The sequence below is a fragment of the Oerskovia sp. PE-21s genome (genome assembly GCF_056158145.1).
The window spans coordinates 1-16545 of the sequence record NZ_JBUXJM010000001.1; the positions used below are offsets into that span (position 1 = coordinate 1).

General features: G+C 72.5%; 16 protein-coding genes. 13 read left to right on the forward strand and 3 right to left on the reverse strand.

Annotated features, from left to right (window positions below):
• Positions 1-81: 81 nt before the first annotated feature.
• From ACZDYF_RS00005 to ACZDYF_RS00025, 5 genes are all read left to right on the forward strand, one after another.
• Positions 82-489, forward strand: coding sequence for a GntR family transcriptional regulator (locus ACZDYF_RS00005; protein WP_191789645.1), 408 nt, complete (start codon positions 82-84; stop codon positions 487-489).
• Positions 486-1391: an ATP-binding cassette domain-containing protein gene (locus ACZDYF_RS00010; protein ID WP_475051399.1), complete on the forward strand. Its 906-nt coding sequence runs from the start codon at positions 486-488 to the stop codon at positions 1389-1391. Before ACZDYF_RS00005 ends, ACZDYF_RS00010 begins: the two co-directional genes overlap by 4 nt.
• Positions 1388-2185, forward strand: a complete 798-nt coding sequence (locus ACZDYF_RS00015) for a hypothetical protein (protein WP_475051402.1) — start codon at positions 1388-1390, stop codon at positions 2183-2185. Before ACZDYF_RS00010 ends, ACZDYF_RS00015 begins: the two co-directional genes overlap by 4 nt.
• A gap of 156 nt (positions 2186-2341) precedes the next feature.
• On the forward strand, positions 2342-3403 hold the full coding sequence (locus ACZDYF_RS00020; protein WP_475051404.1) for an ABC transporter ATP-binding protein: 1062 nt from the start codon (positions 2342-2344) through the stop codon (positions 3401-3403).
• Entirely contained in the window at positions 3400-4239 is an 840-nt protein-coding gene (locus tag ACZDYF_RS00025) for an ABC transporter permease (protein WP_475051406.1), read from the forward strand. Before ACZDYF_RS00020 ends, ACZDYF_RS00025 begins: the two co-directional genes overlap by 4 nt.
• A 7-nt stretch (positions 4240-4246) precedes the next feature.
• Here ACZDYF_RS00025 and ACZDYF_RS00030 read toward each other — a convergent pair whose 3' ends face one another.
• Positions 4247-4744, reverse strand: a complete 498-nt coding sequence (locus tag ACZDYF_RS00030; protein WP_191789640.1) for an NUDIX hydrolase — start codon at positions 4742-4744, stop codon at positions 4247-4249.
• A gap of 395 nt (positions 4745-5139) precedes the next feature.
• On the opposite strand from ACZDYF_RS00030, the gene ACZDYF_RS00035 reads away from it, so the two are divergent.
• The gene (locus ACZDYF_RS00035; protein WP_475053135.1) at positions 5140-6240 is read left to right on the forward strand and encodes a 3-deoxy-7-phosphoheptulonate synthase; all 1101 of its coding nucleotides are present in this window, start codon (positions 5140-5142) and stop codon (positions 6238-6240) included.
• Positions 6241-6309: 69 nt separating this feature from the next.
• On the opposite strand, the gene ACZDYF_RS00040 is transcribed toward ACZDYF_RS00035, so the two are convergent.
• The gene (locus tag ACZDYF_RS00040) at positions 6310-7725 is read right to left on the reverse strand and encodes a DUF4232 domain-containing protein (RefSeq protein WP_475051409.1); all 1416 of its coding nucleotides are present in this window, start codon (positions 7723-7725) and stop codon (positions 6310-6312) included.
• Between the two features lie 155 nt (positions 7726-7880).
• Between ACZDYF_RS00040 and sigK the strand changes: the two genes are divergently transcribed.
• From sigK to ACZDYF_RS00055, 3 genes are all read left to right on the forward strand, one after another.
• Positions 7881-8456 carry an ECF RNA polymerase sigma factor SigK gene (gene sigK / locus ACZDYF_RS00045; RefSeq protein WP_475051414.1) on the forward strand — a complete coding sequence of 192 codons (576 nt, stop codon included), beginning with the start codon at positions 7881-7883 and terminating at the stop codon, positions 8454-8456.
• The gene (locus ACZDYF_RS00050) at positions 8449-9237 is read left to right on the forward strand and encodes an anti-sigma factor (RefSeq protein WP_475051420.1); all 789 of its coding nucleotides are present in this window, start codon (positions 8449-8451) and stop codon (positions 9235-9237) included. Before sigK ends, ACZDYF_RS00050 begins: the two co-directional genes overlap by 8 nt.
• Positions 9238-9429: 192 nt before the next feature.
• Positions 9430-10923: a hypothetical protein gene (locus ACZDYF_RS00055; protein WP_475051425.1), complete on the forward strand. Its 1494-nt coding sequence runs from the start codon at positions 9430-9432 to the stop codon at positions 10921-10923.
• 175 nt (positions 10924-11098) lie between these two features.
• Here ACZDYF_RS00055 and ACZDYF_RS00060 read toward each other — a convergent pair whose 3' ends face one another.
• A complete protein-coding gene (locus tag ACZDYF_RS00060) occupies positions 11099-11773 on the reverse strand; it encodes a fasciclin domain-containing protein (RefSeq protein ID WP_475051427.1) in 675 nt (224 codons plus the stop codon).
• Between the two features lie 139 nt (positions 11774-11912).
• Between ACZDYF_RS00060 and ACZDYF_RS00065 the strand changes: the two genes are divergently transcribed.
• The 4 genes from ACZDYF_RS00065 (at position 11913) to ACZDYF_RS00080 (ending at position 16545) form a co-directional block, all read left to right on the forward strand.
• Complete coding sequence (locus ACZDYF_RS00065) at positions 11913-13940, forward strand: cytochrome c biogenesis protein DipZ (protein WP_475051429.1); 2028 nt, start codon at positions 11913-11915, stop codon at positions 13938-13940.
• Positions 13941-14030: 90 nt separating this feature from the next.
• A complete protein-coding gene (locus ACZDYF_RS00070; protein ID WP_475051431.1) occupies positions 14031-14888 on the forward strand; it encodes a formate/nitrite transporter family protein in 858 nt (285 codons plus the stop codon).
• Between the two features lie 163 nt (positions 14889-15051).
• Positions 15052-15756: a DUF2625 family protein gene (locus ACZDYF_RS00075; RefSeq protein ID WP_475051433.1), complete on the forward strand. Its 705-nt coding sequence runs from the start codon at positions 15052-15054 to the stop codon at positions 15754-15756.
• A 78-nt stretch (positions 15757-15834) separates the two neighbouring features.
• Complete coding sequence (locus ACZDYF_RS00080; RefSeq protein ID WP_191789625.1) at positions 15835-16545, forward strand: GntR family transcriptional regulator; 711 nt, start codon at positions 15835-15837, stop codon at positions 16543-16545.

The following is a 16545-nucleotide window of genomic DNA, read 5'->3' on the forward strand; positions in this document are numbered from 1 at the left end:
CCTTGCGCACAGCCAGGGTTCTGTGGTTCATTACTCATGTAATGAACCACAGAACGTGCGATCGACGAGAGGATGGGCCCCATGTTCGACGGACCTGAACCCATCTACCTGCAGATCGCCCAGCAGATCCGCGCCCAGATCCTGAGCGGCGACCTCGCCGAGGAGGAGCAGGTCATGTCCACGACCCAGTACGCCACGACCTTCCGCATCAACCCCGCTACCGCCGCCAAGGCGTTCGCCGGGCTGGTCGACGAGGGAGTCCTCTACAAGCGGCGCGGGGTCGGCATGTTCGTCGCGACCGGAGCCCGCGAGAAGCTGCTCGCCGAGCACCGCGACCGCTACTTCGCCGAGGTCCTGCGCCCCGCCCTGGTCCAGGCCGACCTGCTGGGCATCACCCCCGCCGAGATCGTGGACCACGTCCTCGGTCGTGGCGCCGCGAGCTCCGCGGGCCCCGCCGCCACCCACCCCCCGACGGGAGAGACCTCATGACCGCCCCCACCCGCCCCGAGCCGTTCGGCGTCGAGCTGCGGGACGTGACCCTGAGCTTCGGCAAGGACGAGAAGCACCCTGCGCTCGACGGCCTGAGCCTCCAGGTCCGCCCCGGCACCATCACGGGCCTGCTCGGCCGCAACGGAGCGGGCAAGACCACCGCCCTCTCGCTCATCGCGGCCATGCGCCGCCCCGACGCCGGGACCGTGCTGGTCGACGGCGAGGACCCGTTCGAGAACGCCTGGGCCATGGCCGGCACCCAGCTCGTCCGCGAGAGCGGCGACATCATCGCCGCGACCAAGGTCAAGGACACCCTGGGCTACTACGCGGAGCTGCGCGAGCACTGGGACGCCGACCTCGCGGCCGGCCTGGTCGACCTGTTCGAGATCGACCTGCGCAAGCCGCCCGAGAGCCTCTCGCGCGGCAAGCGCTCGGCGCTCGGCGCGGTCATCGGGCTCGCGTCGCGGGCGCCGCTGACGATCTTCGACGAGGTGTACCTCGGGATGGACGCGCCCAGCCGGTACGCGTTCTACGACGCGCTCGTCGAGGACTACACCGAGCACCCGCGCACGATCGTCCTGTCGAGCCACCTGATCGACGAGGTCGAGCGGATCTTCGAGGACGTCGTGATCGTGGACAAGGGGCGTGTGCTCCTCGCGGAGAGCGTCGAGTCGGTCCGCGGCAGAGGAGTGAGCCTCACGGGGGCGGCTGCCGTGGTCGAGCAGTTCGTCGACGGCCGCCGCGTGCTGGCCCGACAGCGCCTGGGCGGCACCGCCCAGGTCACGCTCTTCGGTGCGCTCGACGACGCCGAGCGCACCGCGGCGACCGAGGCGGGCCTCGAGCTCGGTGCGGTGCCCCTGCAGGACCTGTTCGTGCACCTGACCCGGGAGGAGCGGTCATGACCGAGAACCTGGCGGGCCCCACGGCCCTCACCGACCGCGAGGCACGGCGTGCCACGGTGCGTCGCGCGGCCGAGACGAGGTCGCTGCGTACCTCGGCGTTGTCGATGTGCGCCGGGACGTGGCAGATCGGCGTGTGGTTCTGGGCGATCGTGCTGATCATCGCGGGCATCATCGGCTACGTCGAGGTGCGCACCGACATCCTCGACGGCAGCGTGATCGACGGCGTCGTGAGCGGCTCGGCGAAGTTCTTCCTGTTCGTCATGGGCATCATCACGCCCCTCGCCATGATCGCGGTGCACGTCGCGGCGGGAGGCACCCGGCGGTCGTTCATCCGTTCGGCCTGGTTCACGGCGGTGTTCCTCGGGCTCACGTTCGCGGTCGTGGCGGCGGTGCTCGGCTACGTGGAGTGGCTCGTCTTCCGGGCGCAGGGCTGGTCGCCCGAGCTCGACCGGGCCCAGCTCTACGTCGACGGCGGCCAGGTCGGCACGGCGTTCCTGGTGCAGCTCTTCTTCTGCAGCGTGTACTGGCTCTCGGGCGCGGCGATCGGCATGGGGTACTACGGCTACGGAGTGTGGCGCGGCACCTTCGCCATCGTGCCGTTCCTGGTCCCCCTGGTCCTCGTGGAGCTCGCGTTCCAGAGCGGGTACTTCGGCAAGCCGTTCGCGCAGGCGGTCGGTCTGGCCGACGCGCAGGTGCTCACCGCGGTGGTGGGCGGCCTCCTGAGCCTCGCCGCAGCGGCGTTCGCGTTCCACCTGGTCACGAGGTCGGTGGCCATCGCTCCCGTCACGACCTGACGGTCCTGACGGCACTGGCGTCCCCGACGCCTTAGCGCGGCGCGTCCCCTCCCCGGGGCCGGCGCACCCACCACGAACGTCCATCCCGTCCAGCGGACGGCGCCCGGTCCACCGGTTCGCCGCCCGGCGGACGAGCACACCCTCGAGGAGGTCACCATGACCACCGCACATCCTGCCCCGTCCGTCCCCCCGTCGTCGTCGGCCGTGCCGTCGCTCTCGGCACGCACCGTGCCCGACGGCGCCGCACCGGCCATCGAGGTCGTCGCCCTGCGCAAGGCGTACGGGAGCACCGTCGCCGTGCGCGACGTGAGCTTCGCCGTCGGGCCGGGGGAGATCTTCGGCGTCCTCGGCCCCAACGGGGCCGGCAAGACGACCACGGTCGAGTGCCTCGCCGGGCTCCGGCAGGCCGATGCCGGGACCGTCCGGATCCTGGGCCGGGACCCGCAGTCGGACCCGGCCTCGGTGCGCGAGCTCCTGGGCGTCCAGCTCCAGGAGGCCGAGCTCAACGAGCGCATGACCGTGGCCGAGGCGCTGCGGCTCTACGCCTCGTTCTACGAGGACCCGGCCGACACGGCCGAGCTCATGGACCTGCTGGACCTCGCCCCGCACCGCGACCAGCAGTTCGCGAAGCTCTCCGGCGGGCAGAAGCAGCGGCTCTCGATCGCGCTCGCGCTCGTCGGGAACCCGCAGGTCGCGATCCTCGACGAGCTGACCACCGGGCTCGACCCGCAGGCCCGCCGAGCGACGTGGGAGCTCGTCGAACGCGTGCGGGACCGGGGCGTGACGATCCTGCTCGTGACGCACTTCATGGACGAGGCCGAGCGCCTGTGCGACCGCCTCGTCATCATCGACCAGGGCGTCGTCGTCGCGGCGGGGTCCCCGGCCGAGCTCATCGAGTCGGTCGACTCCTCGCGCGTCCTGCGGCTACGGGTCGAGCCCCACGAGGAGCCCGGCGTGCTCGAGGTCCTCGACGACCTCGCAGACGTCCGGGCCGTGGCACGAGCGGGCCGCGAGATCGAGGTGACGGGGACGCGGCGGGTGCTGCCCGCCGTCGTGCTGGCCCTCGCCGAGCGCGACGTCGTGCCCGACGTCCGGACCATGACCAGATCGCTCGAGGACGTGTTCGTGCACGTCACGGGCAGGACGTACGACCACACGGGGGAGAGTGCCCCCGCATCGACCGGCGACCGGTCCGACACCGAAGGAGCAGCGCGATGACCACGCAGACGGCACGGACGACGACACGGGGTGCCCTTCGGACGCCCGGCCCCCGACGCCGCAGGATCGCCGGCACCGGCTGGCACGGCCTGCGGACGCTGACCCTCACCGAGGCCCGCCTGCTGCTCCGCGACCCGGGCACGGTCTTCTTCGCGCTCTTCTTCCCGACGGTCCTGCTCGTGGGCGTGGGCTTCGCGTTCCCCGGCATGCGGGACGTCATCACCGACGCGCCGCCGCCGTGGGAGGGGCTGACGGCGGTCGCGGTCTACGTGCCCGTGGCGCTCGCGACCGCGGTCGCGACCGTCGCGCTCACGACCATGCCGGTGTACTTCGCGACGTTCCGCGAGAAGGGCGTGCTGCGCCGGCTCTCGACGACCCCCATGAAGCCGCAGGGGCTCATCGGGGCGCACCTGTTCATCAACCTGGTGATGGTCTGCGTCGCGGCGCTGCTCGCGGTGGTCGTGGGGAGCCAGGTGTTCGACCTCGCGGGCCCGACGAACCTCACGGTCGTCCTGGTGAGCTTCCTGCTGGGGATCCTGTCGATGTTCTCGATCGGGATGCTCATCGCGTCGCGCGCCGGGAAGGCGAGCACGGCGTCGGCGGTCGGGATGACGCTGTACTTCCCGATGCTGTTCCTCGCGGGCATGTGGACGCCCGGGCCGGTCATGCCCGACGTCGTGCGGACCGTCGCCGGGTACACGCCGCTCGGCGCGGCGACGCAGGCCATGACGACGGGCTGGTTCGGGACCGGCGTCCCGGTGTCGCAGCTCGTGGTCATGGTGGTGTGGACCGTGGTGCTGCTGCCGCTCGCGGCGAGGCTGTTCCGCTGGTCGTGAGGACGGGCTACCGGACGAAGTGCGGGCCCGCGCTCGGGTCTGCGAGGTAGCCCAGCGTGTGGCCGAGGCGCTCGCTCGTCGACGCGGCCAGGTCGGCCGGCAGGTCGTCGGGCGCGAACCACGCGACGGCGAGCGACTCGTCGTCCGCGACGTGGGCCGCGGCCGCCGCGGCGGGGGAGACCGGTCGGCACAGGAAGCACAGGTCGAGGTACTGCGACCGGTCGCCGTTCGGGTACTCGACGGGCGGCGTCACGGTGACCCCTGTCAGGGCGTCGACGTAGACCGCGACGCCGGTCTCCTCCAGGACCTCGCGGGCGAGGCCCACGGCGGGGTCCTCGCCCGGTTCGAGGATGCCGCTGACGACCGCCCACTGGCCGGTGTCGGCGCGCCGGCCCAGGAGGAGGCGGCCCGCGTCGTCGATCACGACGCCCGACACCCCCGGCATCCACAGGAGGTCGGTCCCGACGCGGGACCGGAGAGCGGCGACGAACTCGGGGATCGGCATGAGGTCGAGCCTAGACCTGCGGTCCCGGGGCGTGTCAGACGTCGACCGCCCGGGGAGTGAGACAGCCCGCTGGTGCCCCGAAACCCCTGTGCTACGGTCGTCGCGTGAACACGGTTCGTTGGTATCGGCGCTTTACGCTGGCTCCTGGAGGGGCCGAGCGGGCGTTCGCCTGACCAACCTTCCCCCCGGAGCCAGCACAGGGCCTTGGACGCAGACCGCGTCCGGGCCCTTCGTCATTCAGACGGGCCGACTCCGGACACAGAGCAGGCCGCGCGGCTCCGTCTGAGTCACCTTCAGATCAGGAGCCCCGCATGACCGCCACGACCTCGACCGCCGTCTCGCCGGACGAACGTCACCACGAGACGACCACGTCGCCCGCCGGTGCAGGTGACACCATGGAACGCGTGACCTCCCACCCCGAGTACGAGCTGCAGGCGCCCACGAGCGACCTGCGCATCCGCGCCCTCGACCCGCTGCCCGCTCCCGTCGACATGCTCGCCGAGCTTCCCCTCGGCACGGCCCGCGGCGACCTGGTCACCCAGTCGCGCCGCGAGATCCGGGACGTCCTGGCGGGGGAGGACGACCGACTGCTGGTCATCGTCGGCCCGTGCTCGGTCCACGACCCCGAGGCCGCGCTCGACTACGCGCACCGCCTCGCGGCCGTCGCGAAGGACCTGTCCGAGGACCTCGCGATCGTCATGCGCGTGTACTTCGAGAAGCCGCGCACGACGGTCGGCTGGAAGGGGCTCATCAACGACCCCGACCTCGACGGGTCCCACGACGTCAACCGCGGCCTGCACCTGGCGCGCGAGGTCCTGCTCGGCGTCCTCGACGCGGGCGTCCCCGCGGCGACGGAGTTCCTCGAGCCGACGAGCCCGCAGTACATCGCCGACGCCGTGTCGTGGGGCGCGATCGGCGCGCGCAACGTCGAGAGCCAGGTGCACCGCCAGCTCGCGTCGGGCCTGTCGATGCCGGTCGGCTTCAAGAACGCGACCGACGGCGACATCCAGATCGCGGTCGACGGCTGCATCACCGCGGCGAGCGAGCACACCTTCTTCGGCACGGACGGTGCGGGCCGGGCGGCCGCGGTGGAGACCGCGGGCAACCCGGACTGCCACATCATCCTGCGCGGCGGCCGCAGCGGCCCCAACTACAGCCCCGACGACGTCGCGTCCGCCCTGCGCGTCGCCGCGTCCTCGGGCCTGGGCGGGGCCGTCGAGCACGGCCTGGTCATCGACGCGAGCCACGGCAACTCGGGCAAGGACCACGTGCGCCAGGCCGAGGTCGTGCGCGAGGTCGCGGCCAGGATCGCCGAGGGCGAGGCCGGCATCACGGGACTCATGATGGAGAGCTTCCTCGTGGCGGGGGCGCAGGCACCGGCGCCGAGCGGGCTCGTGTACGGGCAGTCCGTGACGGACAAGTGCATCGACTGGGACACGACGGCCGAGCTGCTCGGCGAGCTCGCCGAGTCGGTGCGGGCGCGCCGGGCGCTCTGAGCCCCCTCGCTCCAGGACGGCGGCCGCTCTCCCACGGGGAGGACGGCCGCCGTCGTCCTGGGACGGGGGTCAGGGGGCCGTGCTGCTCGGGGTGGTCCAGGAGCCGACCTCCACGGTCGCCCCGTCGAGGATGTCGACGCCACCCTCCCCGCCCAGGTGGGAGGTCACGGGCAGGCGGACGGCGTCTGCGCCGATCACGGTCTTGACGAGGAAGCTCGTGGTCACGTCCGGGTCGTTGGTCGTGGACATCGCACCCCACCGGACCAGCGACTCGACGGTCTGGCCGGGGAGGACGACGAGCCGGACGGAGCTGCCGCCGTCCATGTACGGCTCGAGGGTGACCTCGGGCTCGGTGCCCGAGGCGCGCAGGAAGGCCAGCTCGGGGCGACCGTCCACCGCGCACGCTGCGCCCGAGTCGTTCGTGGCGCGCAGGATCGCGAAGCGCGACCCCGCGGCGGCGTCGAACCCGGCGAGCTCCGGGGTGAGGTCCGTGCCGGTGCAGGCAGGGACCCCGTCGGCTGCGGCGGCCGCGGCGTCCACCGCGTCCTGCTCGGCGAACGCCGGGTCGGGTCCGGCCGGTTCGAGGTCGCTCACCCAGCCCGTCTGGGACGCCCCCTCGCCGTCGACCACGAACTGGATCGGGCGTCCGAGCAGCTCGGCCTGGCCCGAGGCGCGCAGCCAGGCGGCCGTGGGGGCGGGGTCCCCGTCGACGCGGACCGTCAGGAGGGGTGCGTCGCCGTCGCCCGGTGAGGACTCCTCGATCGCCGGCCCGGCGTCGTACGAGACCTCGATGACCTCGTCGCGCGCGGAGGCCTCGGCGAGCAGTGCGACCGCGGGCAGGGGCGGGGGCGTGAGGTAGTGGCCGCCGAAGTACCGGGCGCGGGAGTCGTCGGTCGACAGCGAGACGATCCCGTGGCCGAGGTCATGGGCGACCTGCGCGATCGTGGAGAGGTTCTCCGGGGCGCGGACGGTCACGGCGGTGGTCGTGGCGTCGGACAGGACCGAGGTGGCCCCGGCGACGAGGAACCCGACGCCGGCGGCGACCGAGTACATCCCGGTGCCGTCCATCCCGACGCGCAGCGTCGCGCCGGTCCCGGGGATCTCGTTGACGACCCACGTCTCGTGGAAGCCCCGTATCCCCGCCTCGAGGAGAGCGGTGCGCGCCTCGTCCGCGGTGTCCTGCGAGGCCTGGGGGCCGGTGAAGCTCTCGAGGTCGATCGTCATGACGAGCCGCAGGACCGGGACGTCCATGCCCGGCTCGTCCGTCTCGGTCTTCTCGATCTCGACCGACTCGACGCCGTCGAGCGCCCCGACCTCCTTCTCGAGGGCGGCGACGGCCTCCTCGTCGGAGAGCGGGGCGGGGGTGGTGGCGGCGTTGCCGGGACGGCTCACGGTCCAGACGGCGAGGGCGACCAGGACGACGAAGAGTCCTGCCACCACCAGATAGACGGGCTGGATCCGGGGGCTGCGCTGCGTCTCGGTCACCCCGCGAGGGTAGCGGCTCGCGAGCGATGACCGCCGGGACCCATCCGCCGGCTCGTCGGCGACGAACCACAGGTGCCTCGGTCGTCGCGGGAGGCCACGTGCCGCGGGTGGTCCGCCGGTGCGCCGCGTCGGCAGGCCTGGGGCAGACTGGGCGGGTGCCACCTGTGAGGACGAGCGAGCCCGACGCTCTCGATGCCGCGCTGGCCGCGTGCGCCGGGGGCGACCCGGACGCGTTCGCGCCGGTGTACGACGCGTTGGCCCCGGCCGTCTTCGGCACGGCGCTCGCGGTGCTGCGCGACGACGACCATGCGGCGGAGGTGACCCAGGAGGTGATGATCGAGGTGTGGCAGACGGCGGTGCGCTTCGACGCCTCCAGGGGTTCGGCTCGTACGTGGGTGGTCACGATGGCCCGACGGCGGGCGGTGGACCGGGTGCGGTCCGAGCAGTCGCGCCGGGTCCGGGACCAGAAGGACGTCGACGGCAGGTTCGCAGGGGGCGTGCGCGACGTCGTGGCGGAGGAGGTCGAGCAGCTGCTCGAGTCGGCAGCGGTGAGGCAGTGCCTGGGGAGCTTGACGCAGACCCAGCGCGACGCCGTCGTGCGGGCGTACTTCGGCGGGCTGACGTACCGGGAGGTGGCCGTGGAGCTGGGGGCGGCCGTGCCGACCGTGAAGTCGAGGATCCGCGACGGCCTCGTGCGGCTGCGTGACTGCCTGGGGGTGAGCCGTGGTTGACGACGGCCGCGTGCCCGCCGGTCCTGCGGGGCCGGACAGGTCTGACGCGCAGGGCGGGCCGGGAGACCCCCGTGACCTGCTCGCGGCCTACGCGCTCGACGCGGTCGACGACCTGGACCGGCGCGCCGTGGAGCGACTGCTCTCGGCCGACCCGGACGCGCGTCGTGAGCTCGACGAGCACCGTGCGGTGGTCGCGGCGTTCACCGTGGACACCGCACCGCCCGCGGCGCTGCGCGAGCGCGTGCTCGGGAGCATTGCCTCCGTGCCTCAGGTCGCCCAGACCCCCCGGGGTGCGGGCTCGGCCGGAGCAGCCGACGGTGCCCGCCAGGGGGCGGTGCGGCGCAGGCGGTGGGCGGTCGTCGCGGTGGCCGCGGCGGCGGTCGTGGCCGTCGCGGTCCCGACGACGATCGCGATCCAGGCGCGGCAGGAGCAGGTCCGGCTCCAGACGCAGGCCGACGCGGTCGCCTCGATGCTCGCCGACCCGGGCGCGGAGATCGTCCGGGGCGAGATGGTGGGCGGCGGGGACGCGAGCGCCCTCGTCTCGGGGGACCGCGTGCTGTTCTCCGTCACCGACCTGCCTCAGGCGGGCTCGGAGGAGGACTATCAGCTCTGGCTCGTCGAGGGGGAGGAGATGGTGTCCGCCGGGGTCTTCGACGCGCGCGACGGTTCGGCGGCCCTGCTCGTCGAGGCGTCGGGGAGCGCGGGGGTCGCCGTGACGCTCGAGCCCGCGGGTGGCTCTCCGCAGCCCACGAGCGACCCGCTCGTCGTGCTCGAGACGTGATACCCGACCTCGGATAGAGATTCCGCAGAAAAGGCCTGAGAAATACCCGCTCTCGGGTAATCCCTTGGTCCGATTCCGAGTATATGCCAGGGTTTGTAAAACTCTGGGTATTGGTGATGCAATACGACACGTTCCCACCTGTGTCGTCGTGCGAAGGCGCTCCGACATCACCCCGGAAGGAATCCACCACCCGTGAAGAAACTCCTGGCGAGCGGCGCTGCCGCGCTGCTCGCACTCGGCGGACTGGTCGCCACCGCGGCCCCCGCCTCCGCCCACACCCCCCGCGTCACCGCGGACTGCGCCGGCCTCGAGGTCAGGCTCACCCAGTACTCCGACAAGGCCAACTCCGTCGTCGTGAAGGTCGACGGAAAGGTCGTGAAGGACGAGTCCTTCAAGCGTTCCTGGTCGACGTCCTACGCGTTCCCCGACACCTCGGTCGGTCACTCGTGGGAGCTCTCCGTCAAGGCCTCGGACGGTAAGCAGTTCGACTTCAGCGACGACGGGACGACCCCGCCCTGCGCCGGCGCACCGACGCCGAAGCCCGGCAAGGAGGTCGGCCTCTACGTCTACAAGAAGAACGACGCCGCGAAGCCGGCCTCCTGGACGAACTCGGGGACGCAGACCTTCGTCGCCTCCAAGCCGGGGATCGAGTGGTACACGACCTTCCCGACGGTCCTGCCCGCAGAGGTCTGCGGCGAGGGCTGGGCGGTCCAGCAGGACAGGGTCAAGCAGAACGGCTCGTTCGTCTGGCCCGCGACCATCACCCCGCCCACGTCGGCCCTGGGTGGCGTCCTGATCGACTCGAAGCACCACGACCTCGGCGACCTGATCGAGGTACCGGCATGTGCCGTGGAGCCCGCCCCGCTGACTCCGTCCCGCCCGACGAAGCCCGCCCCCGAGACGCCGGCGAAGCCCGTGACCCCGGTCGTGCCGACCGTCGGTGACGTGTGCACGCCGGCCGGGCGCACGGTCGACGCTCCGCAGGACACCTCGGAGATCACCTACGAGCGCGCGGGCGACACGATCGTCGCGCGCCCGGCGGCAGGGTACGAGCTCGCCGCGGCCGAGGGGTACGTCCTCGCCGAGGACGGCACGTCCGCGACGTTCGCGAGCGACCAGGACGCCGCTGAGTGCGCCCTGATCCCGGGCGACATCGGCGCGGTCTGCGAGGCCGACACGCCCTACCTCGGCTACGAGGTCTTCCTGCCCGAGGGCTACGTCGCGGACAGCGACCGCCCGTTGACCATCACGTTCCTCCACCCCGGCGACGGTGAGGACTACACGGTCGAGGGCCTGCCGCTCGACGGCACGCTCCTGTGGCCGGGCGCCTCCGCGGGCGAGCCCCGGGCGTGGCCGGGCTGGGAGCGTCAGGCCGACGGCACGTACACCGAGACCGACGGCAACTACGCATGGACGCGAGCGGGCGTCGAGGTCCACTTCGAGGTCAACCCCGGCTACTCGACGACCGTGAGCTACCCCGCGGCGACGGCGGCGTGCGCGAACCCGCGCATCCTCGCCGCGCCCGGTCCGCTGGACGGACCCGCGACCCCGGTCAGCGCCGAGGCGCAGGGCGGTCCGTCCCTCGCGGCGACCGGTGCGACCGCAGGCGCTGCCGCCTTCCTGGCCGTCCTGCTCGTCGGCGGCGGTGCGGGCATCGTCTGGGCTCGTCGTCGGGCGAACGCCTGAACCGCTGAGGTGGTTCTCGCCCACCGTTGACCGGTGGGCGCGAAGAGGAGCCGGTCGCTCCGGGCATCCCGTCCGGTGCGACCGGCTCCTCGTCCGTCGTCCCCGTGGGCGGCCCGCAGACCGCTGAGGGCCGACCGCCGCGGCACGGGGACAACCGCGACGGCCGGCGTTCGGGTCACATGGTCGGCATGAGGACCGTGTCGACGAGGTAGACCGTGGCGTTCTGCGTCATGACGCCGCCGCAGATCACCTTGGCGTCGTTGACCATGAGGTCGTCGCCCGAGCCCGTGACGGTCACGGTCCCGCCCTCGACGGTCTCGTGCTCACCGACGACCTGGTCCGGGGTGAGCTGGCCGGGCACCACGTGGTAGGTGAGGATCGTGGTCAGCGTGTCGGAGTCGGTCTTGAGGCTCTCGATGGTCGCCGGGTCGATCTTGGCGAACGCGTCGTCGACCGGCGCGAACACCGTGAACTCGCCGCCGTTGAGCGTGTCGACCAGGTTCACGTCGGGGTTGAGCTGCCCGCTCACCGCGGCGGTGAGGGTCGTGAGCAGCGGGTTGTTGGAGGCGGCGACGGCGACCGGGTCGGTCGACATGCCGGTCACGGAGCCGGCGCCGTCGGGGACCTGCTCGGCGTAGGCGGCACAGCCGGGGCCGACGAGGTTCGCCGCGGGGTCGACCTCGGGGGTCATGGCCTCCTGCGACATGTCGTCGGAGGGCGTCGTCATCTCCGACGCGCTCGACGAGTCGCTCCCGGAGCCGGAGTCCGAGTCGGAGCTGCAGGCGGTCAGGCCCAGGATCGCCAGGGCGGCGACGCCGGCCACGGCGTACGAACGGGTTCGAACGTTCATCGGTCTCTCCTCGTTGTCGTCGCCCCGCCAGGTGCGGGACGTCTCGCAGGAGGTTCGGAGCGGGGGCCGGGGTGGATGGGTCGGACGTCCGGGAAGATCCGCGACCCATCCGCCGGGGCCGTCGCGCCGAACCTCGGCCATGGAAACCCTCGTGCTCATCGGCCTGCTCGGTGGCCTCATCACCGGCATCTCGCCGTGCATCCTCCCGATGCTCCCCGTGATCTTCTTCGCGGGCGGTGTGCAGGGTGCCCGCGACGGCGCCGTCGCCGCCCCGTCGCCCGTCTCCGTGCCCGACGGCGCCGCGTCCACCGCGGACCCGTCGCCCTCGGCGGAGGGCGGGTCGGGCACCCCGACCGCCTCGCTGTTCGCGGGGGTCCCCGGCGCGGTCCAGGTCGGTGCGCGCGGCCAGGTCGTCACGGCGGTCCGGCCGGCCGGCGGCGCGGCGCTGGGTGGCGCGCCGGAGCCGACCACGGCGGACGGGACGCCGCCCGCGAGCGGTGAGCGGCGCCGTCGGACGGGGCGCGACGGCGACGGCACCAGCGGCCGGGGCGCACGCCGCTCGTGGCGGCCCTACCTCGTGATCGCCGGGCTCGTCGTGAGCTTCAGCGTCTTCACGCTGCTCGGCTCGTTGCTCCTCGGGGCGCTCGGGCTGCCGCAGGACCTGCTGCGCTGGGTGGGCCTGACGCTGCTCGCGGTCATCGGCGTGGGAATGATCGTGCCCCGGTTCGAGGAGGTCCTCGAGCGGCCGTTCCAGAAGATCGCGGCGCTCGGCTCGCGGCGCGGGGCGCGCAGCCAGGACCGCGGGGCGTTCGTCCTGGGCCTGGGCCTGGGGGTCCTGTACGTGCCGTGCGCGGGTCCGGTCCTCGCGGCGATCACGGTCGCAGGGGCGACGGGGAACATCGGGCCTGAGACGGTCGCGCTCACGGTGTCGTTCGCGGTCGGGGCCGCCGTCCCGCTGCTGGTCTTCGCGCTCGCGGGACGTCGGGTGGCCGAGCGGGTCAAGGCGTTCCAGCGCCACACCCGGGGAATCCGCGTGGCGGGTGGCGTGGTCATGATCGCGCTCGCCGTCGGGCTCGCGTTCAACCTGCCCGCCTATCTCCAGCGCGCGCTGCCCGACTACACGGGCAGCCTCCAGGAGCGCGTCGACGCGTCCGGGACGGTGCGCGAGGCGCTCGACCTCGGCGGGATCGTGACCGACGAGAACCGTGAGCTGTCGAACTGCTCGAACGGAGCGCCCGAGCTCGAGGACTGCGGCCCGGCCCCCGCCCTGCGCGGGATCGACACCTGGTTCAACACCCCTGGCGACCAGCCGCTCGCGCTCGACGGCCTGCGGGGCAAGGTCGTCCTCGTCGACTTCTGGGCTTACTCCTGCATCAACTGCCAGCGCGCGATCCCGCACGTGAACGCCTGGTACGAGCAGTACGAGGACGTGGGCGAGGGCTTCGAGGTGATCGGGGTGCACACGCCCGAGTTCGCGTTCGAGCGCGAGACGCGCAACGTCGTGGCGGGGGCCGACGACCTGGGCGTCACGTACCCGGTCGCGCAGGACAACTCCTACGCGACGTGGACCGCGTACCGGAACCGCTACTGGCCCGCGCAGTACCTGATCGACGCCGAGGGGACCGTGCGGCACATCCGTTTCGGCGAGGGCGGGTACGAGGCCACCGAGGGGCTGATCCGCGAGCTCCTCACGGACGCGAACCCGGGCGTGAGCCTGCCCGGCGCGACCTCGGTCGAGGACGGGACGCCTGACGGGTCGACGACCCCCGAGACGTACCTCTCGGTGGGCAAGGTGGGCAACTACGCGGGCGAGCCGCGCTACGCCGCGGGCGAGCAGGCGTTCACGCTCACCCAGGAGCAGGCCACCGACACGTTCTCGCTGGGCGGGACGTGGGACGTCGACTTCCAGGGAGCCACCGCGGTGTCCGACGGCGCCCGCGTGCGACTCGCGTACCGCGGTACGGACGTGTTCAGCGTCCTGGGTGGCGAGGGGACGGTCACCGCGACGGTCCGGGACGCGGCGGGGAAGGTCGTCGAGCGGCGCGAGATCGACGTCTCGGGGAACCCGACGCTGTACCCGGTGCTGGAGGGCGACGGGCCGAGCGAGGGGACCGTCGAGCTCGACGTGCCCGCGGGGATGCAGGTCTTCACGTTCACGTTCGGGTGACGGGCTCCGGCAGGGGCACGGACTGAGACCCCGCGTTCCACCTGACGACCCCCTTCCATCCCTTAGATGGAAGGGGGTCATCATGAGAGGGTGCTGAGCCTCTCCGAGAACCTGACCGAGCAGTCCCGTGCGGCTCGCACCAAGGTGGCGGGCACCCGGCACCCGTGGCGCTATCTCGTGGCCGCGATGCTCGCAGGCGCGTACATCGGCGTCGGCGTGGTCCTCATGGTCACCACGGCCGGACCCTTCCTCGCGGCCGGGGCGCCCGCGGAACGGCTCGTGGCAGGCGGGGTGTTCGCCGTCGCCCTGACGCTCGTCGTGTTCGCCGGGGCCGAGCTCAGCACGTCGGCCATGATGATCCTGACCCAGGGAGCGGTGACCCGGACGATCCCGGTGCGCTCCGCCGTCGGGACGCTGCTGTTCTGCTTCGGCGGGAACCTGCTCGGCTCCATGCTCTTCGGGTGGATGGTCGTGCAGTCCGGCATCCTGCACACCAACGCCGCTGCGGGCGAGATGATCGCGTCGATGCTCGCTGGCAAGGGCCACGAGTCCGGCGGCCAGCTCTTCTTCCGCGGCGTCCTGTGCAACATCCTGGTGTGCGCCGCGATCTGGGCGTGCGGACGCCTGCGCTCGGAGGCGGGCAAGGCGATCATCATCTTCTGGGCGATCCTCGCGTTCATCTCCTCGGGGTTCGAGCACGTCGTCGCGAACATGACGACGTTCAGCATCGGGCTCTTCAGCCCCGAGGTGCTCACCACGTGGGGCGAGTTCGGGCGCAACCTGCTGTTCGTCGGGCTGGGCAACCTCGTGGGCGGAGCGGTCGTGGTGGGGCTCGGCTACGCGGCCGTCTCGGGGCGGCGCCGGGCCGTCGCGAGCGACGCCGAAGAACTGGTGAACGGGCCCATCGTGGAGCTCGACGCCGCGGCCGTCCGGGCCGGGAACGTCTAGCGCTCGTCTCGTCAGTCGGACGGCCCACCGGGTGGTTTGCGGCAGAATTCCGGGGTTTGTGCGCCAGGAAAGTCCGGAAAAGATGCACACATGGGGAGGATCCGGTATCGGATCCTCCGGAAGGTGTCGGAATTCACTGCCCGACGTGGCATGATCCCCGATCATGGGCATCAGGACGGTGGTGGATCTCACGCAGGTCGAGGAACCTGCCTGGCCCACGCTCGCGCGGATGTTTCAGCGACCGGGCGTCGAGGTCCTCGCGCCTCCCGAGTGGGCTCCCGAGGTCCTGTACCGCCTCCAGATCACGACCCGCTCGACCCTGGGAGCGCTTGCGCTCCACACCGGGGGAGTCCTGGTCGACCATGGCTGGCTGCGACTCCTCGGCGGCGGCGCCTACGGCCTGCCGGACCTCGCCACGATCAACGGGCTCGGCGACCCGGCCGAGGGCAGCGTCGCACCGCAGCGACTCGTGGTCGCGTTCGACGTCCTGGGCGGCACGTTCGCGGTCAACGGCGGTGGCCTGCCGGGTCCCCTGGGGGACGTGCACTACTTCGCGCCCGACACGCTCGAGTGGCACTGCCTCGGGTTCGGACAGGGGGCCTTCACCGAGTGGGCGATCAGCGGGGGCCTCGGCGAGTACGTCGCGGACCTGCGGTGGCCGGGCTGGGAGCGGGACGTCGAAGCGCTGCCGCCGGACATGGGGCTGAGCGTCTACCCACCGCTCTGGTCGGGGCAGGGCGCGGGGTCGTGGGTCGAGCGACGGGCGGTGCTGCTCGAGGGTCTCGCGGTGTGGCACCACGAGCTCGCCGAGCGCATGAGGCCCCTGGACGACTCCCCGCTGGGCAACCCCTCGGCTGACGGCTGCTAGACCTGCGCTTCTCTTGCAAGGCCGCCGCTCGGAGCCAAGTTGTATACAAGTACGCAGAGGCTGTGGCACGATGGTCGCATGGTCAGCGCCCCGACGACGTCGTCCCCGCCCCGCGACGAACCCCTTGCGGCCGTCCGCCGCCAGTCCGGGGCTCGCGCGGTCTACGACCTCCTGCGTCAGCGCATCATCGACGGCACGCTCGCGGCCGACGCCCGGCTCACCGAACCCGTCCTCTCGGCCCAGCTCGGCGTGAGCCGCACCCCCGTCCGCGAAGCCCTGCGCCTCCTGCAGGCCGAAGCCCTCGTGGTCGAGCAGCCGACCGGGGGAGTGCGCGTCGCGCCCCTGGCGGTCACCGACCTGCACCGCGTGTACGACGTCCGGGCACGCCTCGAAGGACTGCTCGCCCGGGACGCGTGCGAACGTGCGCGGCCTGCCGACGTCGAGCGCCTCTCCCGCCTCGTCGACCTCATGGACGCCGTGCGCGACCACGAGGACGAGGTCCTGCGCATCGGCGCCCAGTTCCACGGCGAGATCGCGGCCCTCGCCGACAACCGGTGGTGCTCCGAGCTGCTGCGTCAGATCCGCGGGCACGTCGACCGCTATCGTTCGCTGTCCGCGCGCGAGCGTGTCGGGACCACCGACCACGTCGACGAGCACCGTGAGGTCGCGTCCGCCATCGCGAGCGGCGACCCGGACGCGGCCGAGCGTGCCATGCGCGAGCACATCGAACGCAGCGGCGCCATGGCAGCCAAGGCCCTCGGCGAGCAGGAGAACCCGCCGCCCGGCTGA